Origin of the sequence: Flavobacterium sp. W21_SRS_FM3, assembly GCF_052113625.1 — a bacterium.
In the GTDB taxonomy this organism is placed as follows: domain Bacteria; phylum Bacteroidota; class Bacteroidia; order Flavobacteriales; family Flavobacteriaceae; genus Flavobacterium.
On the sequence record NZ_JBGQOD010000002.1, the window covers coordinates 248,659 to 269,948 of the forward strand.

The 21,290-nt window shown below is 33.3% G+C and carries 9 protein-coding genes; all 9 read left to right on the top strand.

From position 1 onward, the window contains the following. Window positions 1-51 precede the first annotated feature (51 nt). The 9 genes from purL (at window position 52) to ACEN2K_RS04660 (ending at window position 21,276) form a co-directional block, all read left to right on the top strand. On the top strand, window positions 52-3,735 hold the full coding sequence (gene purL / locus ACEN2K_RS04620; RefSeq protein ID WP_441758148.1) for a phosphoribosylformylglycinamidine synthase: 3,684 nt from the start codon (window positions 52-54) through the stop codon (window positions 3,733-3,735). Window positions 3,736-3,970: 235 nt separating this feature from the next. Beyond that, on the top strand, window positions 3,971-4,504 hold the full coding sequence (locus ACEN2K_RS04625; protein WP_441758149.1) for a PaaI family thioesterase: 534 nt from the start codon (window positions 3,971-3,973) through the stop codon (window positions 4,502-4,504). 82 nt (window positions 4,505-4,586) lie between these two features. Beyond that, window positions 4,587-5,948 carry a GAF domain-containing sensor histidine kinase gene (locus tag ACEN2K_RS04630; protein ID WP_441758150.1) on the top strand — a complete coding sequence of 454 codons (1,362 nt, stop codon included), beginning with the start codon at window positions 4,587-4,589 and terminating at the stop codon, window positions 5,946-5,948. 301 nt (window positions 5,949-6,249) lie between these two features. Beyond that, window positions 6,250-7,017, top strand: a complete 768-nt coding sequence (locus ACEN2K_RS04635; protein WP_441758151.1) for a hypothetical protein — start codon at window positions 6,250-6,252, stop codon at window positions 7,015-7,017. 634 nt (window positions 7,018-7,651) lie between these two features. Next, window positions 7,652-10,828 (top strand): PAS domain-containing sensor histidine kinase, encoded by a 3,177-nt coding sequence (locus tag ACEN2K_RS04640; RefSeq protein ID WP_441758152.1) that lies wholly within the window; start codon window positions 7,652-7,654, stop codon window positions 10,826-10,828. A 568-nt stretch (window positions 10,829-11,396) separates the two neighbouring features. After that, window positions 11,397-12,977 (top strand): sensor histidine kinase, encoded by a 1,581-nt coding sequence (locus tag ACEN2K_RS04645; RefSeq protein ID WP_441758153.1) that lies wholly within the window; start codon window positions 11,397-11,399, stop codon window positions 12,975-12,977. A gap of 4 nt (window positions 12,978-12,981) precedes the next feature. Continuing rightward, window positions 12,982-13,386: a response regulator gene (locus tag ACEN2K_RS04650; RefSeq protein ID WP_441758154.1), complete on the top strand. Its 405-nt coding sequence runs from the start codon at window positions 12,982-12,984 to the stop codon at window positions 13,384-13,386. A gap of 446 nt (window positions 13,387-13,832) precedes the next feature. After that, window positions 13,833-18,026 (top strand): hybrid sensor histidine kinase/response regulator transcription factor, encoded by a 4,194-nt coding sequence (locus ACEN2K_RS04655; RefSeq protein ID WP_441758155.1) that lies wholly within the window; start codon window positions 13,833-13,835, stop codon window positions 18,024-18,026. 187 nt (window positions 18,027-18,213) lie between these two features. Further along, window positions 18,214-21,276, top strand: coding sequence for a SusC/RagA family TonB-linked outer membrane protein (locus ACEN2K_RS04660; RefSeq protein WP_441758156.1), 3,063 nt, complete (start codon window positions 18,214-18,216; stop codon window positions 21,274-21,276). Window positions 21,277-21,290: the final 14 nt, after the last annotated feature.

Below are 21,290 nucleotides of genomic sequence, written 5' to 3' on the forward strand. Positions count from 1 at the left end.
TTTCATCTTAATTGTCTAAATTTGCATCGCAATACAACAAACTAAACAACAATGATCCATTTCTTTGAAAACCAAAGCAAAACTGTTTTTGCCGTACAAACGCAAAACGAAATTTCAGCTCAAGACATTTCAAAATTAAACTGGCTTTTTGCCGACTCCAATAAAATAGAAAAATCCGTACTGACGGATTTTTTTGTTGGCCCACGTGCCACAATGGTTACTCCATGGAGTACTAATGCCGTTGAAATCACTCAAAATATGGGGATTTCTGGTATTATCAGAATCGAAGAATTTCATCCCGTAACCGCAGATGCTACTGATTTTGATCCGATGCTTTCACAAAAATATGCAGTGTTAAATCAAGATATTTTTACTATCAATATTGAGCCAGAAGCTATTTTAGATATTGAAGATATTGCTGCTTACAATGCGCAAGAAGGGTTATCATTAAGCCCTGAAGAAGTGGAGTATCTAGACAACTTAGCTATTAAAATAGGTCGCAAGTTAACAGATTCAGAAATATTTGGTTTTTCACAAGCCAACTCAGAACACTGTCGCCATAAAATTTTTAATGGAACATTTATCATTGATGGAGAAGAAAAAGATTCTTCTTTGTTCAAAATGATTAAAAAAACTTCACAGGAAAACCCTAACGATATTGTTTCGGCATACAAAGATAATGTAGCCTTTGTCAAAGGGCCACGTGTAACACAATTTGCTCCTAAAAGTGCTGACAAACCAGACTTTTATGATGTAAAAGAATTTGATTCAGTTATTTCGCTAAAAGCAGAGACACATAATTTTCCTACTACTGTAGAACCTTTTAATGGTGCTGCAACAGGATCTGGAGGAGAAATTAGAGACCGTTTAGCGGGTGGACAAGGTTCGTTGCCCTTAGCAGGAACTGCAGTATACATGACGTCATATTCTCGTTTAGAAGAAAACAGACCATGGGAAAATGGAATGACCGAAAGAAAATGGTTGTATCAAACCCCCATGGACATTTTGATTAAAGCTTCGAATGGCGCTTCTGATTTTGGAAACAAATTTGGACAACCTTTAATCACCGGGTCGATTTTAACTTTCGAACATGAAGAAGACGCACGCAAGCTAGGTTTTGACAAGGTGATCATGCAAGCAGGTGGAATTGGATACGGAAAATTAGAACAAGCCATTAAGAAAACACCACAAACAGGAGACAAAATCGTCATCCTAGGTGGAGAAAATTATAGAATTGGGATGGGTGGTGCTGCAGTTTCTTCTGCAGATACAGGTGCTTTTAGCTCCGGAATTGAATTAAACGCCATTCAACGTTCTAACCCAGAAATGCAAAAACGTGCGGCTAATGCCATACGTGGATTAGTAGAAAGTGATGAAAACCCTATTGTATCGATTCACGATCACGGTGCTGGTGGACACTTAAACTGCCTGTCAGAATTAGTAGAAGACACAGGTGGGTTAATCGATTTAGACAAATTACCTGTAGGAGATCCTACACTTTCTGCAAAAGAAATAATAGGAAACGAGTCGCAAGAAAGAATGGGTCTGGTTATTGGTAAAAAAGACATAGACACTTTACAAAAGATTGCCGACAGGGAGCGTTCCCCAATGTATCAAGTAGGTGATGTAACGGGCGACCACCGTTTTACTTTTCAGTCAAAAACTACCGGTGCAAAACCAATGGATTTTGCTTTAGAAGACTTCTTTGGGAGTTCTCCAAAAGTAGTGATGACTGATAACACCATCGAAAGAAACTACTCAGACGCAGCCTACGATAAAAATAATATTGCTACCTATTTAGAACAAGTACTGCAACTAGAAGCTGTAGCTTGTAAAGACTGGTTAACAAATAAAGTAGACCGTTGTGTAGGTGGAAAAGTAGCCAAACAACAAACAGCAGGTCCTTTACAATTACCATTGAACAACTGTGGTGTAATGGCCTTAGATTACAATGGAAAAGAGGGAATTGCTACTTCACTCGGTCACTCTCCAGTAGCGGCATTAATTGACCCTGTTGCCGGTAGTAGAACGGCAATTGCAGAATCTTTATCGAATATTGTTTGGGCACCTATTAAAAACGGTTTGGACGGAATTTCACTTTCGGCTAACTGGATGTGGGCTTGTAAAAATGAAGGTGAAGACGCTCGTTTGTATGCCGCAGTTCAAAGCTGTTCTGACTTTGCAATTGAATTAGGAGTGAATATCCCAACAGGAAAAGATTCTCTTTCTATGAAGCAAAAATATCCAAACGAAGAAGTAATTGCACCGGGAACGGTTATTATTTCGGCAGCTGGAAATTGTATAGATATTCAAAAAGTAGTGGAGCCTGTTTTACAAAAAGACGGTGGTTCTATATACTATATCAATTTGTCTCAAGACGAATTCAAATTAGGAGGTTCTTCATTTGCGCAAACACAAAACAAAATAGGAAGCGATGCTCCTACTATTAAAGACGCTGCGTTTTTCAAAAAAGCATTTAATTCAATCCAAGATTTAATTCTTGACAATCAAATTGTAGCGGGTCATGATATTGGAAGTGGTGGATTAATCACTACTTTATTAGAAATGTGTTTTAGCCCGCTAACTCCCGAAGGAGGAACTGGCGACTTTGCTGAAGCTGGTATGAAAATCGCATTAGATGTTTTTAAAGAGAAAGATGCTATAAAAATTTTATTTGCTGAGAATATTGGACTTGTAATTCAGCCTAAAGATGATAGTATTTTGGAAAACAAATTAAATACTAATAAAGTAGAATTCTTTAAACTAGGAACGTTGACAACTGACGGTACTTTAGACCTAGGACTATCTACTTTTGACATCAAAGAATACAGAGACATTTGGTTCAAAACCTCATTTTTATTGGATCAAAAGCAATCTAAAAATGGAACAGCACAAGCACGCTTTGACAATTATAAAAACCAACCGTTAAGCTATACTTTTCCAGCACATTTTACTGGTAAGAAACCGTTAATTGATGCTTCACAAGCACGTCCAAAAGCGGCAATTATTCGTGAAAAAGGAAGTAATTCAGAACGTGAAATGGCAAATGCTATGTACTTGGCTGGTTTTGATGTTAAAGATGTTCACATGACCGACTTAATTGCAGGTCGTGAAACACTAGAAGACATTCAGTTTATAGGCGCAGTAGGTGGCTTCTCTAATTCGGATGTATTGGGTTCTGCCAAAGGTTGGGCCGGTGCCTTTAAATACAATGAGAAAGCAAATACAGCTTTGAAAAATTTCTTTAAACGTGAAGATACTTTATCTGTTGGTATCTGCAACGGTTGTCAATTATTCATGGAATTAGAGGTAATTAATCCAGAGCATGAAGTGCACGGAAAAATGCTGCATAACGACAGTCATAAACACGAAAGTATTTTTACTTCAGTTACCGTACAGGATAACAAATCAGTGATGCTATCAAGTTTAGCGGGAAGTACTTTAGGAGTTTGGGTTTCACATGGAGAAGGAAAATTCAATTTGCCTATGGGTGAAGAAAATTACAATATTGTGGCTAAATACGGTTATGAAAGCTATCCAGCAAACCCGAATGGTTCTGATTTTAATACCGCTATGCTTTGCGACACTACTGGTCGTCATTTAGTAATGATGCCACACATTGAGCGCTCTACTTTTCAATGGAATTGGGCTAATTATCCAGCTGATAGAAACGATGAAGTTTCACCTTGGCATGAAGCGTTTGTAAATGCTAGAAAATGGATTGACAAAAAATAAGTTTTTGATTTACTATATAGAAAGCGTTCTCTTAAGAGAGCGCTTTTTTATTGTAATTAACTAATAACAAAATGTTTGGCTTTACTATGCTAAAGTACATAAGTCGGCAAAGCATCCTTTTATATTTTAAATAGTACTTTAATAGATTTATGGGCTATTAGATTTAATTTCAACTCTTTTTTTATTTAAATTCGCTTTTAGCAAAAAAGCTAGAAATACAAATCCGAAGAAGTACATGTCCATTTATAAAAAATTAGCAGAAGTAGGTTCGAAATATATTGGAAAACCTACACTATTAAAATATGGTTTTAATTGGTCACCTATGTACCGACGAAGTACCGCTAAAATCACTACAGTTTCTAATGATCTATTAGATATCACCATTAAGCTTCCTATCTCCTATAAAAATAAAAACTATGTGAATTCAATCTTTGGAGGTAGTATGTTTGCAGCTGTAGATCCCATTCCGATGATTCAATTAATGCACTTAATAGGTGATGATTTTGTAGTATGGGACAAAGCTGCTGAAATTTTCTTTAAGAGACCTGCTAAAGAAAATTTATATGCTGATTTTAACTTTACGCTAGCTGAAGTAAACACGATAAAAGATATTGTCGCTGCTCATAAAGAATTTGAAATAATTAAAACCACCACACTAACTAATTTGGACCGCAGCATTATATACTGTGAAGTAAAAAAGACTATTTATATTGCTGATAAAAACTATTTTAAGGATAAAAGAGCTCTAAAAAAGCAAGTCATTAAATAATTTATCAAGTTGTAAATAAATTTGATTTTGAAACAGTTATTAATCTGTAAAAGATAATTTTATTTGTTTATTTTTACAGCGTATGAAGTATGAAAATAACGTCGCTGAAATAAACGAAGCACAAAGATTAAATGCCCTACAAGCATATAACATCCTAGACACTTTAACCGAGAAAGATTACGGAGATATAACCTTGATGGCTTCTATCATTTGCGATGTACCTATTGCATTGATTAGCTTTGTTGATAAAGACCGCCAATGGTTTAAATCAAACTTAGGTTTAAAAACTAAGAGCACTTTAAGAGAACACTCTTTTTGTACCCATGCCATTGAATCGCCTACTACTCCATTAATTATTGAAGATTCAAGAAAAGACGAACGTTTTAAAAACAATCCTTTAGTTCTAGGGGATCCCAACATTGTTTTCTATGCAGGAATACCTATTGTTACAGACGACGGTTACGGTCTAGGAACAGTTTGTATTATAGATAACAAACCAAGAAACCTTACCGAGAACCAAATTACCGCACTAAAAATGCTATCTAATCAAGCGATGAATTTACTACAGCTTCGTAAAGTCAATCAAGATTTGCACGATGTACAGTTTTCATTAGAAATTCAAAATAAAAAATTAGACGAGTATAATAAGGGCCTAAAGCAAATAATTGAACGTAACCTGTCAGACCGTACTAAAGAAATAGCCGATCAAAATGTTGCTTTGGAGAAAATGAACAAAGAACTACAAGCTTTTAATTATATCTCAAGTCATGATTTACAGGAACCACTCCGTAAGATTCAGTTTTTTAGTTCTATAATAATCGATAAAGAACTGCACCTACTTTCTGATAAAGGAAAAGATTATCTGCTTCGTATTGGTAAGGCTGCTGATCGAATGAGTGTTTTAATTAAAGACCTACTCGCCTACTCTAGAACGACAAGTTCTGAAAAAATATATGAAAAGGTTTCTATTGCTGCTTTAATTAAAGAAGTAGAAGATGATCTTCAGGAAGAAATCATGGAAAAAAATGCTCAAATAGAAATCATCAGTAACATAGAAATCTATGCGATAACATTTCAGTTCAGGCAATTAATCCATAATATTATGTCTAATGCCCTTAAGTTTTCTAAAGTAGGTGTCCATCCACACATACAGTTTACTGGATCTTTCAACCATAGCTCACATTTTAAGAAAGACCAATTAGAAAAAGATAAAAGGTATTTCTATCTAAAGATATCTGATAACGGAATTGGTTTTGAAAATATTTACAGTGATAAGATTTTTGAATTATTTCAACGATTAGGATCTAAAGAAATTCAGGTTGGCACCGGTATAGGCTTAGCTATTGTTAAAAAAATTATAGAAAATCACAATGGCTACATTGAAGCAGAAAGTGATGAAAATATTGGCACAACCTTTCATATATACATACCAGAAATTCTTTAATGTTGAATAGGCAAATTTACTATTCCTACTATTTTTTAAATGGCTACATAATTACATTATTTGTTTTTGGAACCTCTTTTACCTTGCGGATGAACCATTGCTTTAAATTCCACTTTAGCAATTTTCTAAAGCTGTAGTTGCGTCTTTTAACAGGAAATTACCGCTACCTCTAAATCCCGAAACATATCTATATAATTACATAACAAGTTTTTATACGTATTTCCGAAATTTGAATTATAGAAAATGAAGAACTTTAAAATGTTTTTCGCATTCGACCAAAATCATTCAAATAACCAGAATTATGAAAAAACTTTACTTAAATAACGGAAAAATAAATACAGTTTTTAATGACTTAGCGTTGACCCACAATGGTGTTTTAAATACCGACAATGGCGAACATCAAATTAGCTTTGATTCTGGTCTAATTAATGGTAATATTGAAGGCGTTTCATTTATAAACGGCATCAATGTAATTCAAGTTGATCTACGATTCTCTGATGATGTAAGACTAAGTGTTGAATCTCTAAATAAATCAGCTGTATTATTTGGTTATGTAACCAAGGGAAACATCAAACATAGTTCAGGTATTTCTGGTAAAAGAAATTGTTTAAGAGCCCATCAGTCGGGCATCTTCAGTAGCAAAAAGAACATCAACACGGTATTGTACTTTGAACAAAACAAAGAGTATAAATTTACATTGATACGTGTTTCTACAGAAAGTTTAGGAATTACACAAAATAGTGCTATCACTACAAAAATAGCAAGGGCTTTTAATCAAAATTCAGCAGGATTTACATACCAAGGTTTGCAAAATAATTCCATTGCTAAAAAGTTGGCAGCATATAATAATACCCAATCAAATGGGATGGTAAATCACGTATTGAAAAAAGAGCTTATACAGGAAATCTTAAATATTGAAATAGCACAACACACGGATGGTTTTACTAAAATTGCAAATCAAGTATCAGCTGCTGCCACTAAGCAAATCAAAAATTTAAAGTCATTTAGTTCACTAATTAAATCTTATTCTTTAGATCAACTATATTCTAAATTTTTAGTAGAAAAGTAACGGTTAATCATATAATTTTCATATAAAACTATGCTGAATATCTTATAGTGTCCTCTGTTACTTCTTACTTCAGCTAGCGCTCTTACGTGACAAAATTTCCATACCCTTTTTAAATCCAGTTAGTTTTTGTCGCGATAAAAACACTTTACATCTGCTCTACTGAGTAGAATTTTACTGCAAAATTAATCTGCCTTCTCCTATTTACCCTATTAGGAGCCATCTCTTCTATAATTTTATTCAAAATATGGTTTTAATTTAATATTTTTGAAGAAGGGAATACGAAAGTTGTACTACAAACTGAATTAGTAATGAATTCTAAGCGTTTAGTAAAGTTCAACTTTCAACTATTTTACTTTTAAAACCAAATTTCAACTAAGTTAAAATATGCAGCACGACATCATTTTTATAAGGACTAAAAATAATTTTAGATTTAAATTTAATTATTCCTTTTCTTTTTCTGCAGCATATCAATTATTATATTGCTATCCAAAGCTATTTAATTCCAAATGTTAATATTTATCTTAGAATTGCAGAATCATTGAAAATAGAAATACAGCAATCTACTTCAAATCCATTTCCAAATTATTTACATTTACGAATTATTTTTTTCTAAATCATCTTTAATTTTTACCAAATGCAACCTACTACTACAACCTACAACTTTCTCTCAAACGGCGGAGAAATGGGAAAATTAATGAGAGAAAAAGACTGGAGTAAAACTGCATTAGGAACTCCTGACACTTGGTCAAATAGTTTAAAGGTGATGGTTTCCGTAATGTTAGAAAACCCTTTTGCTATGTATATTGTATGGGGTGACGAGTACATTCAGTTGTACAATGACGCCTATACCCCAATATTAGGATTGGAAAAACATCCCCATGCTTTGGGAAGTAGTTCCTCAGAAACTTTCTCAGAAATTTGGCCCATTGTTGAGCCTATGTTTAAAGATGTGAAAGAAGGCAATGCTGTGAGACACTCTGAAATGGGCTTTCAATTACAAAGAAATGGTCGCTTAGAAGATTGTTATTTTGATTTCTCCTACAGTCCTATTCGTACTGAAAATGGAGAGATTGGTGGTGTACTCGTTACTACTATTGAAACTACTCAAAAAATGAAATACCAGAGTGATTTAAAAGAAAGTAATGATCAGTTACAGTTTGCTATAGAAGCGACTGAGTTAGGAACATTTGATTTAAATCCTAAAACTAATAAGTTTACAGCTAATGATAAACTGAAAGAGTTGTTTGGTTTTTGTAATACCACTGAGATTGAGATAAATTCGGCCATAGATGCTATTATCGAAGAAGATAAAAAAAGAGTTATTGATGCAATTGACGAAGTACTGGTCTATGAATCTGGAGGTAAATTTGACATCAAATACACCATTCGGAATTATGTAACTCAAAAAGAAAGTGTTGTTAACGCCAAAGGAAGAGTTTGGTTTAATGAAGACAAAGAAGCCATTCGATTCAACGGTACACTGCAGGATATCACCCAGCAATCGCTTGCTGAAAAAGAAAAGCAAAAACTCATTGCCATCATAGAGGCAAGCCAAGAATATATAGGTTTAACTGGGATAGACTCTACCATTCAATTCATTAATCCTGCCGGTTTAAAAATGTTAGGATGGGATTCTTATGAAGGTCGAACGATGATGGATTGTATATATCCCTCGGAAAGAGTTGTTGCCGAAAGAGATTTTCCTCAACTATTAGAAAGTGAAACCGAATATAATGAAATCCAATTTTGGAATGAAAAAACGGGCAAACCGTTTTGGATTCAGTGGAACGGTATACGAATAAAAGACCGTATCACTGACCAAGTTATCGGATTAGCTACAGTAAGCCCTAATATAACCGAGCGCAAAAAGAATGAGGAAAAAATTCGAACTAGTGAGAGGAACCTGCGACAAATGATTGTACAAGCTCCTATAGCAATTGCGATTTTAAGAGGCCCAGAATTTATTGTTGAGATAGCTAACCAAAAGGCCTTAGAATTATGGGGACGTACTGAACTTGAAATCGTAAACCAACCCTTAATGATAGGGATGCCGGAATTGATTTCTCAAGGGATTGGAGAAATTCTGACTGATGTATATCAAAACGGTACGCAATTCTCAGCTACAGAACTTCCAATTCAATTACTACGAGATACTCAATTAGAAACTTTCTATATCAATTTCTCATATGAGCCCTTGTATGATAATGACGGTAATGTTACCGGAATAATGGCCATAGGATTTGATGTTAGTGAACAAGTAATCGCTAGACAAAAAGTCGAAGCCAATGAGGAAAAACTGAATATTGTTATTAATGCGAGTGATTTAGGAACTTGGGAATACAATTTAAAAACTGATATTTCCATTTGTTCCGACCGTTGTATCGAGATACTAGGTTATAAAGAAGAGCGAAATGTCATCCATGAACAACTCCTTAAAAACATTCATCCAGACGATTTAGCTATTAGAAAAGAAGCCTTTGAACGATCGTACCAAACAGGAATTTTGCACTATGTGGCCAGAATTATTTGGGAAGACGACACCATACATTGGGCTGAACTAAAAGGTAAAGTTTTTTATGACACTGATGAAGAACCATTAGTTATCATGGGAACCATACGAGACATTTCAGAAGAACGCTTTTTTCAACAGCAGTTGCAAGAGAGAGAACAAAAATTTAGATTACTCGCTGATTCTATGCCACAATTTGTGTGGACTTCAGATCCATCTGGGGTATTGAATTATTTTAATCAATCTGTGTTTGATTTTACAGGTTTAACCGCAGAGGGAATTGCGCATAATGGATGGTTAGATATTGTACATCCAGACGATAGACCAAAGAATATTGAAGAATGGACCAAATCAATCACAACAGGAAAAGATTTTCTATTAGAACATCGCTTTAGAAAACATGACGGAAATTACCATTGGCAGCTCAGCAGAGCTACTCCACAAAGGGATGAAGATGGAAACATTCAAATGTGGGTAGGAACAAGTACGGATATTCAGGATCAAAAAATGTTTGCTAATGAATTAGAAGAACAAGTATCTGAAAGAACAGCTGAGTTAAACCAGAAGAATATTGACTTAGAGAACATGAACAAAGAACTACAATCTTTTGCGTATATTTCTAGTCATGATTTACAGGAACCGCTGCGAAAAATTCAGACTTTTGCATCTAGAATTATCGACAAAGAAAAGGACAATCTGTCCGATTTTGGAATCGATTATTTTTACAAAATCCAAACGTCGGCTAATAGGATGCAAACATTAATTCAAGATTTATTAGCCTATTCTCGTACCAGTAATAATGAGAAAAAGTTTGAATTGACTAACTTAAATGATATCATCGTTGAGACAACAAGTGATCTATTTGAAGAGTTAGAGCAAAGAAAAGGAATTATTGAAGTAGGCTCTACTTGTGAGTTAAAAGTAATACCTTTTCAGTTGAGGCAATTGCTACACAATCTTATTAGTAACTCTTTAAAGTTTGCAAAACCTGATGTATCACCTTATATCACTATTTCTTGCACGATTGAAGATGCTAATATATTAGAACCTAATAGATTTCTTGATAATGAAAAGTATTGCCACATTCAATATACCGACAATGGAATTGGGTTTGACCAAGAATACAGTGAAAAAATATTTGAATTATTTCAACGTTTAGGCGGTAAAGAGAAATACAGCGGAACAGGTATAGGTTTAGCAATAGTTAAAAAAATTATTGAGAATCATAAAGGTATAATTACAGCTACTTCTACTCTTAATATGGGTGCTCGTTTTGATATCTATATTCCTGTAAACCTTTAATTAATTTGACTAACTAAGAATTATTCTAATAGTGAACTAAAGATAGAATCTCATTATGAGCCATATGCACACTCACTGTTTACAAAAAAAAAAGCTTCAATTGTTGAACTAAGAAGGGAATTATCACATAACTTTTCTATAACTATCAATGGCTTTGAACTAGCAACAACTGCATTAATACATGCAAAATGAAAAAGAAATCTTTTAATAGCAAAAGCATCTGAGAATAGAGAAAATGCAGCAGGATATGGTGATGTAATTAGATAGATTTCATTGAATGACTGTAATTACTATTTTGATCAATTATTACAGTGACAAATAAGTTGTGCTTTTTGTATTCAGATCATACAGCTATTAATCAATTGGATGAAGTATCAAAACAAACAAAATGACATTCTATACTATTCAATTAAACTATTTATAATAAAATAGTTTTAAAAGAACTTTTTTTGTTTTAGATTTACTTTCTTAGTAGCAGTTTAACAAAAACGACACTAATACTTAATTGGCAACCCCTAATGTTCAATATCGTACGTTCACGATTTATTAATAGGGAAACATGAATCAGATGAAAAAAGATCAAGTACTAGCTAAACTAAGTATATTTATAATATTTATAGGATTATCTGTCTTAGTAGGATGGATTGCTGATATACAGATTTTAAAATCAATACTTCCTGGATATGTTTCAATGAAAATCAACACTACTGTTGGATTCCTTATTTCAGGTTATTTATTTTATTTCTTATCTACGAGAAAGTGGAATCAAGCCTGTACTATTTTTGCCCTAATCCTGACACTATTAGCTACTGCATCTTTGGCGCAAAATATTTTTGGTTATGACTTTGGTATGGATCAATTTCTAATAAAAGATTATGAAGCCATCAAAGCTGCCAGTCATTTTCCAGGAAGACCTTCTCCATCTACCTCCTTTTCATTTGCTTTATGCGGTTTATCATTTTTAGGCATCGCTTCTAAACGAACTATTTTTAACAAAATCTCTCAATGTTTGCTGCACGTTGTAACCTTGATTTCCTTTGTGGCCATTATAGGATATCTGTTCAATGTACCAATTTTTTATAAGCTATCTTTTTTCACTTCAATGGCTATCCACACCTCTTTTACCTTTCTTATTTTGTCAATAGGTATGTCGCTAATAAAACTCAAATTTGGGATTGTAGGGATATTTGTTGGTGACAAGACAGGAAATATTATGAGCCGTAATCTTTTTCCAAAAATAGGATTAGCTGTTATTATAATCGGTTTTTTACGACTTTTCACTCATCGTTACCAGTTAATTTCAGAAGAATTTGGTATTGCACTGTTTGTCACCTTTTTTATGCTAGTGGCCTTGTATTTTATAGTTTCAGCATCAAATCAACTGAACAGCATCGATGATCAAAGGAAAGAAGCTGAAAATAGTGTCATACTTGCAAATAAAAATTTAGAAAAAACGGTTAAAGAAAGAACACATCATTTAATGGAGCAAAATAAGCAATTAGAAAATTTTGCTTACATCATATCTCATAATCTTAGAGGACCTGTCAGCAATTTAAATTCCCTTCTGTATTTTTACAATGAAGAGAAAACAATGGAAGACAAGGATTTCTTAATAGGAAAATTTGAAAAAACAGTTAATAATCTAAGTGAAACACTTAATGAACTATTAGAAGTTGTCTCTATTCGAAATGATTTAAAAGAAGAAAAAGAATTACTATTTTTTCAAAAAACTTTTGACAAAACTTTAGAGTCTTTTCAGGGTCAGGCGATGGAATTCAACGCAACAATTACTAGTGATTTTGCCAGCGCTCCTTCTATAAAATATTCTTCCATATATTTAGAAAGTATAATGCAAAATTTGTTAAGTAATGCACTTAAATACCGATCGCCAAATCGTAATCCAGTCATTCATTTTGAAACAAAAACAATTGATAACAAAATTCAGATGACAGTTGCAGATAATGGATTAGGAATTGATTTAGTGGAAAATGGTACCCGATTATTTGGTTTTCACAAGGTATTTCACAAACACCCTGATTCTAAAGGTGTAGGTCTTTATCTGACCAAGGCACAAGTACTGGCTATGGGTGGTGAAATAACTGCGACCAGTGAGGTCGATAAAGGAACTACATTTAAAATATTATTTTAAGACAATGAAAAAAATTGAAACTATAGCAGTAATAGATGATGATGATATCTATCAATTTACTGCGCAGAGAACGTTCAAAACAATTGATACTGTTAAAAACGTCTACATTTTTTCCGATGGAAAAGAGGCTATTGATTATTTCTCTGCAAATATAAATAATCAGGAAAAATTGCCTGATGTTATTTTTCTTGATCTTAATATGCCTATCATGGATGGATGGCAATTTCTAAGAGAATACATTTTACTTAAACCGAGTATTGGTAAAAACATCATCATTTACATCGTTTCATCTTCTATGAATCCAGATGATTTACTAAAGGCAAAGACCATTAGTGAAGTACATGATTACATTGTAAAACCAATTACTGTGGATAAATTCAGAAAGATAATTAGCGCTATCGAATTATAATTGAACTAAAAATTGGAGTACTAATTTATATCTTAATTGAGGTATAAACATATATCCTAATCACTCATTTTATTAATTAAACATTTTTCTTTGCTGAATAGTGAATTAACAAAAAGAGTGATTGACAAGTATATATTTTTTGCAGCCTACAAATCACCGTTAATCTAAGGTAGAGACGTCAATCTCATCTACTTATTTTTATTGGATTAGCTATTTGCTACTTGTAACAGTTGTCCTCAAGAAGACAACTCAGCTTCATTTCACAAACTTTTAAGCGTTTTTTACGTACATTTGAAAATGAATTTTATCAATTGCACAGCTTGTATTTGCATAAAAAAATTAAAAAAAGTTTAGGAATATAAAACCATAAATACCACAACAGCCTGAATATATGTATAAAAGTATACGTTCTTGCTGTAGCCCATAAATCTTAAAAAGTTATTTAATTGAAGAATCAAATTCTATACTTAAATTTTCTATTACTATTACTTATTTCCTGTAGTAAGATTGAAAAAGCGAATCTTGACAATAGCTCTTTAACTTCTGATGAAGTAACTAATAAGGAAACTATTGATAGAATTTCAATTCCATTAGATACTATTACTACTAAATTTTCTTCCGAACAATTAGATAACACTAAAGGTTTATCCAATAGCTCTGTAAATACAATTTTTCAGGATTCACAAAATTTAATTTGGATTGGAGGTTGGGACGGTTTGAATAGGTATGACGGGAATAACTTTAAAATTTTTAGGCCTGAGCTGAACAATGAGAATAGTCTAAGCAATCAAGTGATTCTCAAGATAGATGAGGATGCAGCAGGTGCCATTTGGGTTGTAACTATGCACGGCATTAACCGTTATGACAAAAGAACAGATAGTTTTCAACGTTTTTATTTTCAAAGAAAGAACACCCCTCCTCTTTCAGAATCCGAATTTAATATTGCGTTAAATCAGTCAAAAAATGTATTTTGTGCGGTGAAAGACTGGGGAATTGGTTATTATAATGGAAGTGACTTCATAGCATTAAAATCCCAAAACTTACCCAAAAAAGCGGTGAGAAAAATGGAATTCACCAACAAAGGGACTTTAGTATTACTGTACGAAAATAACGAACTCTATCAACTTTTAAACGAGAAGGGTTTTGAAAACAAAACTACAGAGGCAGTTCTGATTGCTAATAACATTAAAAACTTTGAACTTTTACAGAATGAAAAAATAGTGACTATTGGTACTTCTGGTAGTGGCCACTTATTTTCCTTGTCTGATACTAAAAGAATAGTTCCGCTGGATAGCGGTATTGAAAACATAGTAGGAACAGTTCCAGAAGGAGTAGTGTTTACTTCGTCAAAAGGCTATAAGATAATTAATAGTGAAGGAAAAACTGTCGTCAAGAATTGGTTAAAACATTTAACTAATCAGAAGATTACGACTATTATCCAAGGCAGCGAAAACATCCTGTGGACAGGCACAGATGGTGATGGTATTTTTAAAATATATCCCCTAAAAAAATCGTTCAACCTCGTTTCTAAAACGATGATTCCAGAACTAGATGGTGGTATCGTAAGAACGTTTCTAGAAATTGAAGACAATTCGTTTTGGATTGGAACTAAAGGTAAAGGATTATTTAAAATTCCATCAAACTTTTATTTGAATCCTGACAAAACCTTTAACTATAGCCATTTCGATGAAAAAAATGGGCTTTCAAATAATGCTGTATTTTCCTTATGCAAAGGGCAAAATGACCTGATTTTCATAGGAACTGATGGCGAAGGAATTACCGTTTATGATTTAAAAAATTCAAAGCTAATTAATTGGTCGGCAATTCTGGGAACTTCCTCTGCTGATTATTTTAAATCAACCTATTCCATTTATCAAGATGCCAAAGGCTATATATGGATAGGCACAAATGGTTACGGCATGGTTAGGTGTAAAATAGAAAGAAGTGGCAATAAATTGCAGCTTAATGAATTTAAAAAATACCTAGCAAATAATGAAAACGCTAAATCTCTGAGTAGTAACATCATTTTCTCTATTGTTCCTAAAAATGAAAACCAGTTGTGGATCGGTACACGATTAGGTGGACTCAATCTTTTCAATAAAACATCTGGAGAATTTCAAATTTATAAAAACAGTAAAGACAACTCGTCTAGTTTGTCTAATAATGACATCTTAAGTTTGCATATTGATAGTCAAAACAAACTTTGGGTAGGAACAAGTTTTGGACTCAACGAACTAGTCGAAATAAAAAGCAACGGCCAAGCGGTTTTTAAAAGTTATACGACAAAGGAAGGTTTAGCGAATAATACCATTCACGGAATTGTATCTGATAATAAATCGAATCTTTGGATTAGTACTAATTTTGGATTATCTAATTTTATTCCATCAGCAAACAAATTCATTAATTACACCAAAAATGAAGGTTTGCAAAATAATGAATTTGCCGATGGCGCCTTTTATAAAGATCCAAAATCTGATTTCATCTTTATGGGAGGCATCAAGGGATTTAATTACTTTTTACCAGAAAAAATAAAAGAATCTACATTAGTTCCAGACTTACTAATCGATAAGATTAGTGGTCAAAATCAAGCCAAACCTTATTATCAAGGTTTAGTAATTGCCCCTACCTCTACTAGTCATCCGTCCATAGTGTTAGACCATAATCAAAACTTTTTTGATATAGAATTAGGCGCATTGACCTATATTAATAGTGAAAAATGCCAGTATGCATACCAATTAAAGAATTTTGACAAAGAATGGAATGCGATTAATAATCGCCGCATTATTTCATTTACAAATGTACCAAGAGGGAACTATTCACTTTGGGTAAAATGGTCTAACAGCGATGGAGTATGGAGCAAACCTGTTCATGCGATAGATATCAAGATAAAGCCCGTTTTTTGGCAATCTAATTTGGCCTTATTTATCTACTCCTTATTATTTTTCTTCTTTGTTCTATTTGTGATCAGCTATTATAGAAAACGTCAATCTCTAAGTCAAAATATCCTATTTAGAAAAAAAGAGGAAGAACTTCATGAGAACCGACTAAGCTTTTTTACAAACATTGCTCACGAGTTTCAAACTCCGCTTACCCTGATTGTAGGTCCTGTACAAAAGCTGTCAGAAACGACTAACCTCAGTGAAAGGAATCAGAAGTACATACAGATGATTCAGCGAAACTCCTCGCGACTGCTTTTTCTTACCCAACAATTATTAGAATTCAGAAAAGCCGAGTACGATTATTTAGACGTTTCGGTGAAAGAATTTGACATGGTCAATTTAGCCGAACAAATCGCTGAATTATTTGACGAATGGGCAATTGAAAAAAATATTGATTATAAGTTAGACATTCCATCTCAGTTATTAGGTTGGTATGACAAGGATAAAATTGAAAAAATTATTTTTAATTTAATGTCAAATGCTTTCAAGTACACTCCTATTAACGGACAAATTGATATAAAAATAGCAGTGGAAGATAGTCCAAAAAAGCAACTAAACATCACTGTTACCAACAGCGGTAAAGGTATCTCAGACGAAAAACTAGATGCCTTGTTTGATCGTTTTTTCTTAGCAGACACTATAAAAGACAAGGACAATAATATGTTTAGAACCGGTATTGGACTTGCCTATATTAAGAAACTTGTTACTGTATTAAGAGGAGAAGTACTTGTGTCTAGTATTGCCAATGAAACAACTACTTTTACAATAGTACTTCCTTGCTATAAAGAGGCATTTAGTCCTAAAGAAATCGACGATGATCAAAGTCACGTCATAATCTCTCAACATTTAAAAAATATTCTCGAAGATATTCCCAATAAAATGGACACCGTTCCTCAGAAAATATTATCTCTAGATACATTAGAAGATACCCGAAAGAAAGTCCTCATCGTAGAAGATGAAAAGGAAATTCACTTATTTCTCGAGGAATTACTCAGAGAAAAATACCAGATACTCAGTGCTTACAACGGTATTGAGGCGATCGAGATGATGGAGAAAGAAATTCCAGACCTTATTATTAGTGATATCATGATGCCGATGATGAATGGTATTGATTTTTGTGCACATGTTAAAAAGAACGTTAATACCTGCCACATTCCTTTTATTATGCTCACCGCAAAAGATTCGGTTTTGCAACGTATCGAAGGAATAGAAAATGGTGCCAACTCGTATATCCCAAAACCTTTTCATCCCGATCATTTATTAATTAGGGTTCAAAAGTTATTAGAAGAAAAAGAACTGATTTCAAAATACTTTACTCAAGATACGCTTGTAGACAATATCTCATCCCTTCCAGTTGAAAGCGATGATAAAGAATTTGTAAAAAAAGTAATTGAACTGATACGAAAGAACATCGATAATGAAAACTTGCAGAGTTTGTTTATCGAAAAAGAATTAGGAATTAGCAATTCACAACTGTATCGAAAAATCAAGCAAATTTTTGGTTTTACACCGGCGGATTTAATTCGTACTATTCGATTAAAATATGCTGCTGAACTTTTACGCAAAAATGTGCTAACGGTATCTGAAATTTGCTATCAATCTGGTTTTAACAACCGATCTTACTTTTACAGAGAGTTTAAAAAAATGTATGCTACTACACCTAAAAATTATCAATTAAAATACAAAAGCAAACCCAAATAACAATTAAAAACCTTAATACAAGCACTTTACACCCAAGTGTACACTTTTGATGAAATAGTGTACACTTTTTTTTGTGCCTTAGAATTACTTTTATCCCTAGCAACTACAACGTTGTAATAACAAAACTAACCATAAAAACAATGAAACAACTAAATCAAATTATTAATCAATCTAACACTCCCTTATGATGAAAAAAAGTCTTATATATAATTTGTTCTTACTAGGAACACTATTATCCGGAAGTACGCTTTTGGCACAAACTATTAAAGGTTTAGTTAGCGATGGCAGCGGTCCTGTCCCTCAAGTAAATGTTATTATTAAAGGAAAAAATGCAGGTACAATAACTGATTTTGACGGAAAATATACTCTTAATAATGTCGATTCAAGTGCGGTATTAGTTTTTAGTTATATAGGATATATTACTAAAGAAGTTCCTGTAAAGGGAATGTCAACTATCAATGTTACATTAGATCAAGACGCTCAAAAATTAGATGAAGTAATTTTAGTGGGATATTCTAGTTCTAAAAAATCTAGTTTATCTAGTGCCATTAGTACTGTCAACATGGACGACATGGCAAAAACCAAAGTTGCTGATGTAGCTCAGGCTTTGCAAGGTCAAGTGGCCGGAGTATTTGTCGCTGCAAATACAGGTGCCCCTGGAGACGGAATTAAAATACGTATTAGAGGAGAAGGTACTTTAGGAAATAATGATGTTTTGTATGTTGTTGATGGTGTTTCTACTAGAGACATTTCATTTTTAAATCAATCAGATATTAAATCACTTACTGTATTAAAAGATGCTGCTGCAGGTGCAATATATGGAGCCAGAGCTGCTGGAGGAGTGGTATTAATTACAACTAAAACAGGTTCTAAAGGTAAGATGAATATCACTGCCGATTATTTTACTGGTTTTCACTCCGCTACTAATCTTCCTAAAATGCTGAACGCAGACCAGTATTTGACAGTTCAGGATCAGGCTTGGCATAATACAGCAGGTAATAGTGCTAATGCTACAAGTCCTTATGCTGCAGATAGAAATAGAACAGACTTAGCAGATACAAACTGGCAAGATGCTTTATTTACTACTGGAATTTCTAAAAATTTCCAAACCTCCGTTAGTGGTGGATCTGATGCGATTCAGTATTTAATTTCTGGAGGATATTATGGAATTGACGGAATTGTGGTAGAAGGAAATGATACGTACCAACGTTTTAATTTTAGATCTAACGTTAATGCAAATGTTACTGATCGTTTTAAAGTAGGTACAAATCTTCAAATTAGTTACGCTAAACAAGACAAACTGTCTTCTAGTGGTGATGCTCCTGGAATTATTAGACATGCTCTAATACGTCCACCAGTTTTAGCTGTTTACAAAGACATCAATGATCCTAGCTATTCATCAAGTAATCCTTATACTGACCTTCCTTTTTATACAGGTCCTGATAGTGGATGGAGTAAAGATTATGAATATAGCTCTAACCCTATTGCTATTGTTCATTTTACAGATGACAAAAGAAATACCTACCAAACATTTGGTAACCTATATGGCGAATACGCTTTCTTAAGTGACAAATCATTGAAATTTAGAAGTAATTTAGGAGTTGATATTCAATTTTCTCACAACAAAAATTTTGCTGAAAATTTTGGAGATGCAGATATCAATGATACTGGAAATCAATATTACGGAATGGGTCGCAACAATAGACCTAATGGACTTGATGAGAATAGAGGAGAAAACATGACTTTCACCTTTAGTAACACCTTAAACTATATTAAAACCATCAATGACAATCACAATATTGATTTGTTGTTAGGTATGGAAAATATTAGTAGTAAAGCCTCTGCAATCGGAGGAAGTAGACAAAACTTTGACAATACTTCAAACAGTTTTAGGTATTTAGATTATGGAAGTACTACTAATGCATATAGTTCTGGATCAGCAGTAAACTGGGCTTTACAGTCTTTCTTTGGGTCGGCAACTTATGGTTATGACAGTAAATATTTTGCTACAGCAACAGTAAGAGCTGATGCATCATCTCGTTTTGGTCCTAATAACAAATGGGGATATTTCCCATCCGTTTCTGGAGCATGGGTTTTATCAAAAGAAAAATTCTTAGAAAATGCTGATTGGGTTTCAAATTTAAAATTAAGAGCGAGTTGGGGACAATCTGGAAATCAAGAAATACCAAACAATGCTTATGAGACATTAGTTTCTACTTCTGGGGGTGTGGTAAACATCATCCGTTATGGAAATCCTGATCTTAAATGGGAAACAACAACACAAACCAACTTTGGTTTAGACTGGAGTACGTTTCAAAATAAGTTATCCTTCACAGCTGATTACTTTATTAAGAAAACCAATGATATCTTGTTAGGTGTAACCTTGCCTGCAGTATCAGTAGGAGTTATTAATCAAACAATTGTAAATGCTGGAGCAGTAAGTAATAAAGGAATTGAATTGGGTCTTAATTATCAAAATAATGATCATGCCTTTAAATATAACATCAATGCTAACGTGGCTACATTAACTAATACTGTTGATAAACTACAAACCTATGTTAAGAGTATTAACGATGATCGTACCCATACAAAAACAGAGGTTGGACAACCAATCAGTTCGTATTACGGACTTGTATTTGATGGAATTTATCAAAATACTACTGAAATCAACACGCAATTGTTTGCCAATGCAAATGGTGTACAACCAGGAGACATTCGATTTAAAGATTTAAATGGAGATGGACAAATCAATGCAGATGATAGAGGTTTTATAGGAAACCCGATTCCAAAAGTAACTTACGGTGTTTCTTTTTCAGGAGATTATAAAAAATTAGACTTTTCATTTTTACTACAAGGAGTTGAAGGAGTGGATCGTTATAATGACTTAAAACAAATTTTAGATTATGATAGTCGTCCGTTCAATTCTACTACTGCAGTATTGAATAGCTGGAATGGTGAAGGATCAACAAATACTACACCTCGTCTAACTTTCAATAATAATGGTGGAGGAAATGTATCTAGTGTTTTTGTAGAAGATGCTTCTTATCTAAGATTAAAAAACTTAGAGATAGGATACACATTTAATTCTCAAAATTTTGGAATTAATAAGTTGAGAATTTATGCCTCAGGACAAAACCTATTTACAATAACTAATTATACAGGACTTGATCCAGAATCTACTTCACTGATTGACAAAGGAACGTATCCGCAGTCAAAAGCGTATTTAATGGGAATCCAAATCAGTCTTTAATAAACCTAAAAAAA

Bases quoted from the DNA above. Each gene is read 5' to 3' on its own strand.
- purL (WP_441758148.1), top strand. From the start codon at position 52: ATGATCCATTTCTTTGAAAACCAAAGCAAAACTGTTTTTGCCGTACAA.
- ACEN2K_RS04625 (WP_441758149.1), top strand. From the start codon at position 3,971: ATGTCCATTTATAAAAAATTAGCAGAAGTAGGTTCGAAATATATTGGA.
- ACEN2K_RS04630 (WP_441758150.1), top strand. From the start codon at position 4,587: ATGAAGTATGAAAATAACGTCGCTGAAATAAACGAAGCACAAAGATTA.
- ACEN2K_RS04635 (WP_441758151.1), top strand. From the start codon at position 6,250: ATGAAAAAACTTTACTTAAATAACGGAAAAATAAATACAGTTTTTAAT.
- ACEN2K_RS04640 (WP_441758152.1), top strand. From the start codon at position 7,652: ATGCAACCTACTACTACAACCTACAACTTTCTCTCAAACGGCGGAGAA.
- ACEN2K_RS04645 (WP_441758153.1), top strand. From the start codon at position 11,397: ATGAAAAAAGATCAAGTACTAGCTAAACTAAGTATATTTATAATATTT.
- ACEN2K_RS04650 (WP_441758154.1), top strand. From the start codon at position 12,982: ATGAAAAAAATTGAAACTATAGCAGTAATAGATGATGATGATATCTAT.
- ACEN2K_RS04660 (WP_441758156.1), top strand. From the start codon at position 18,214: ATGAAAAAAAGTCTTATATATAATTTGTTCTTACTAGGAACACTATTA.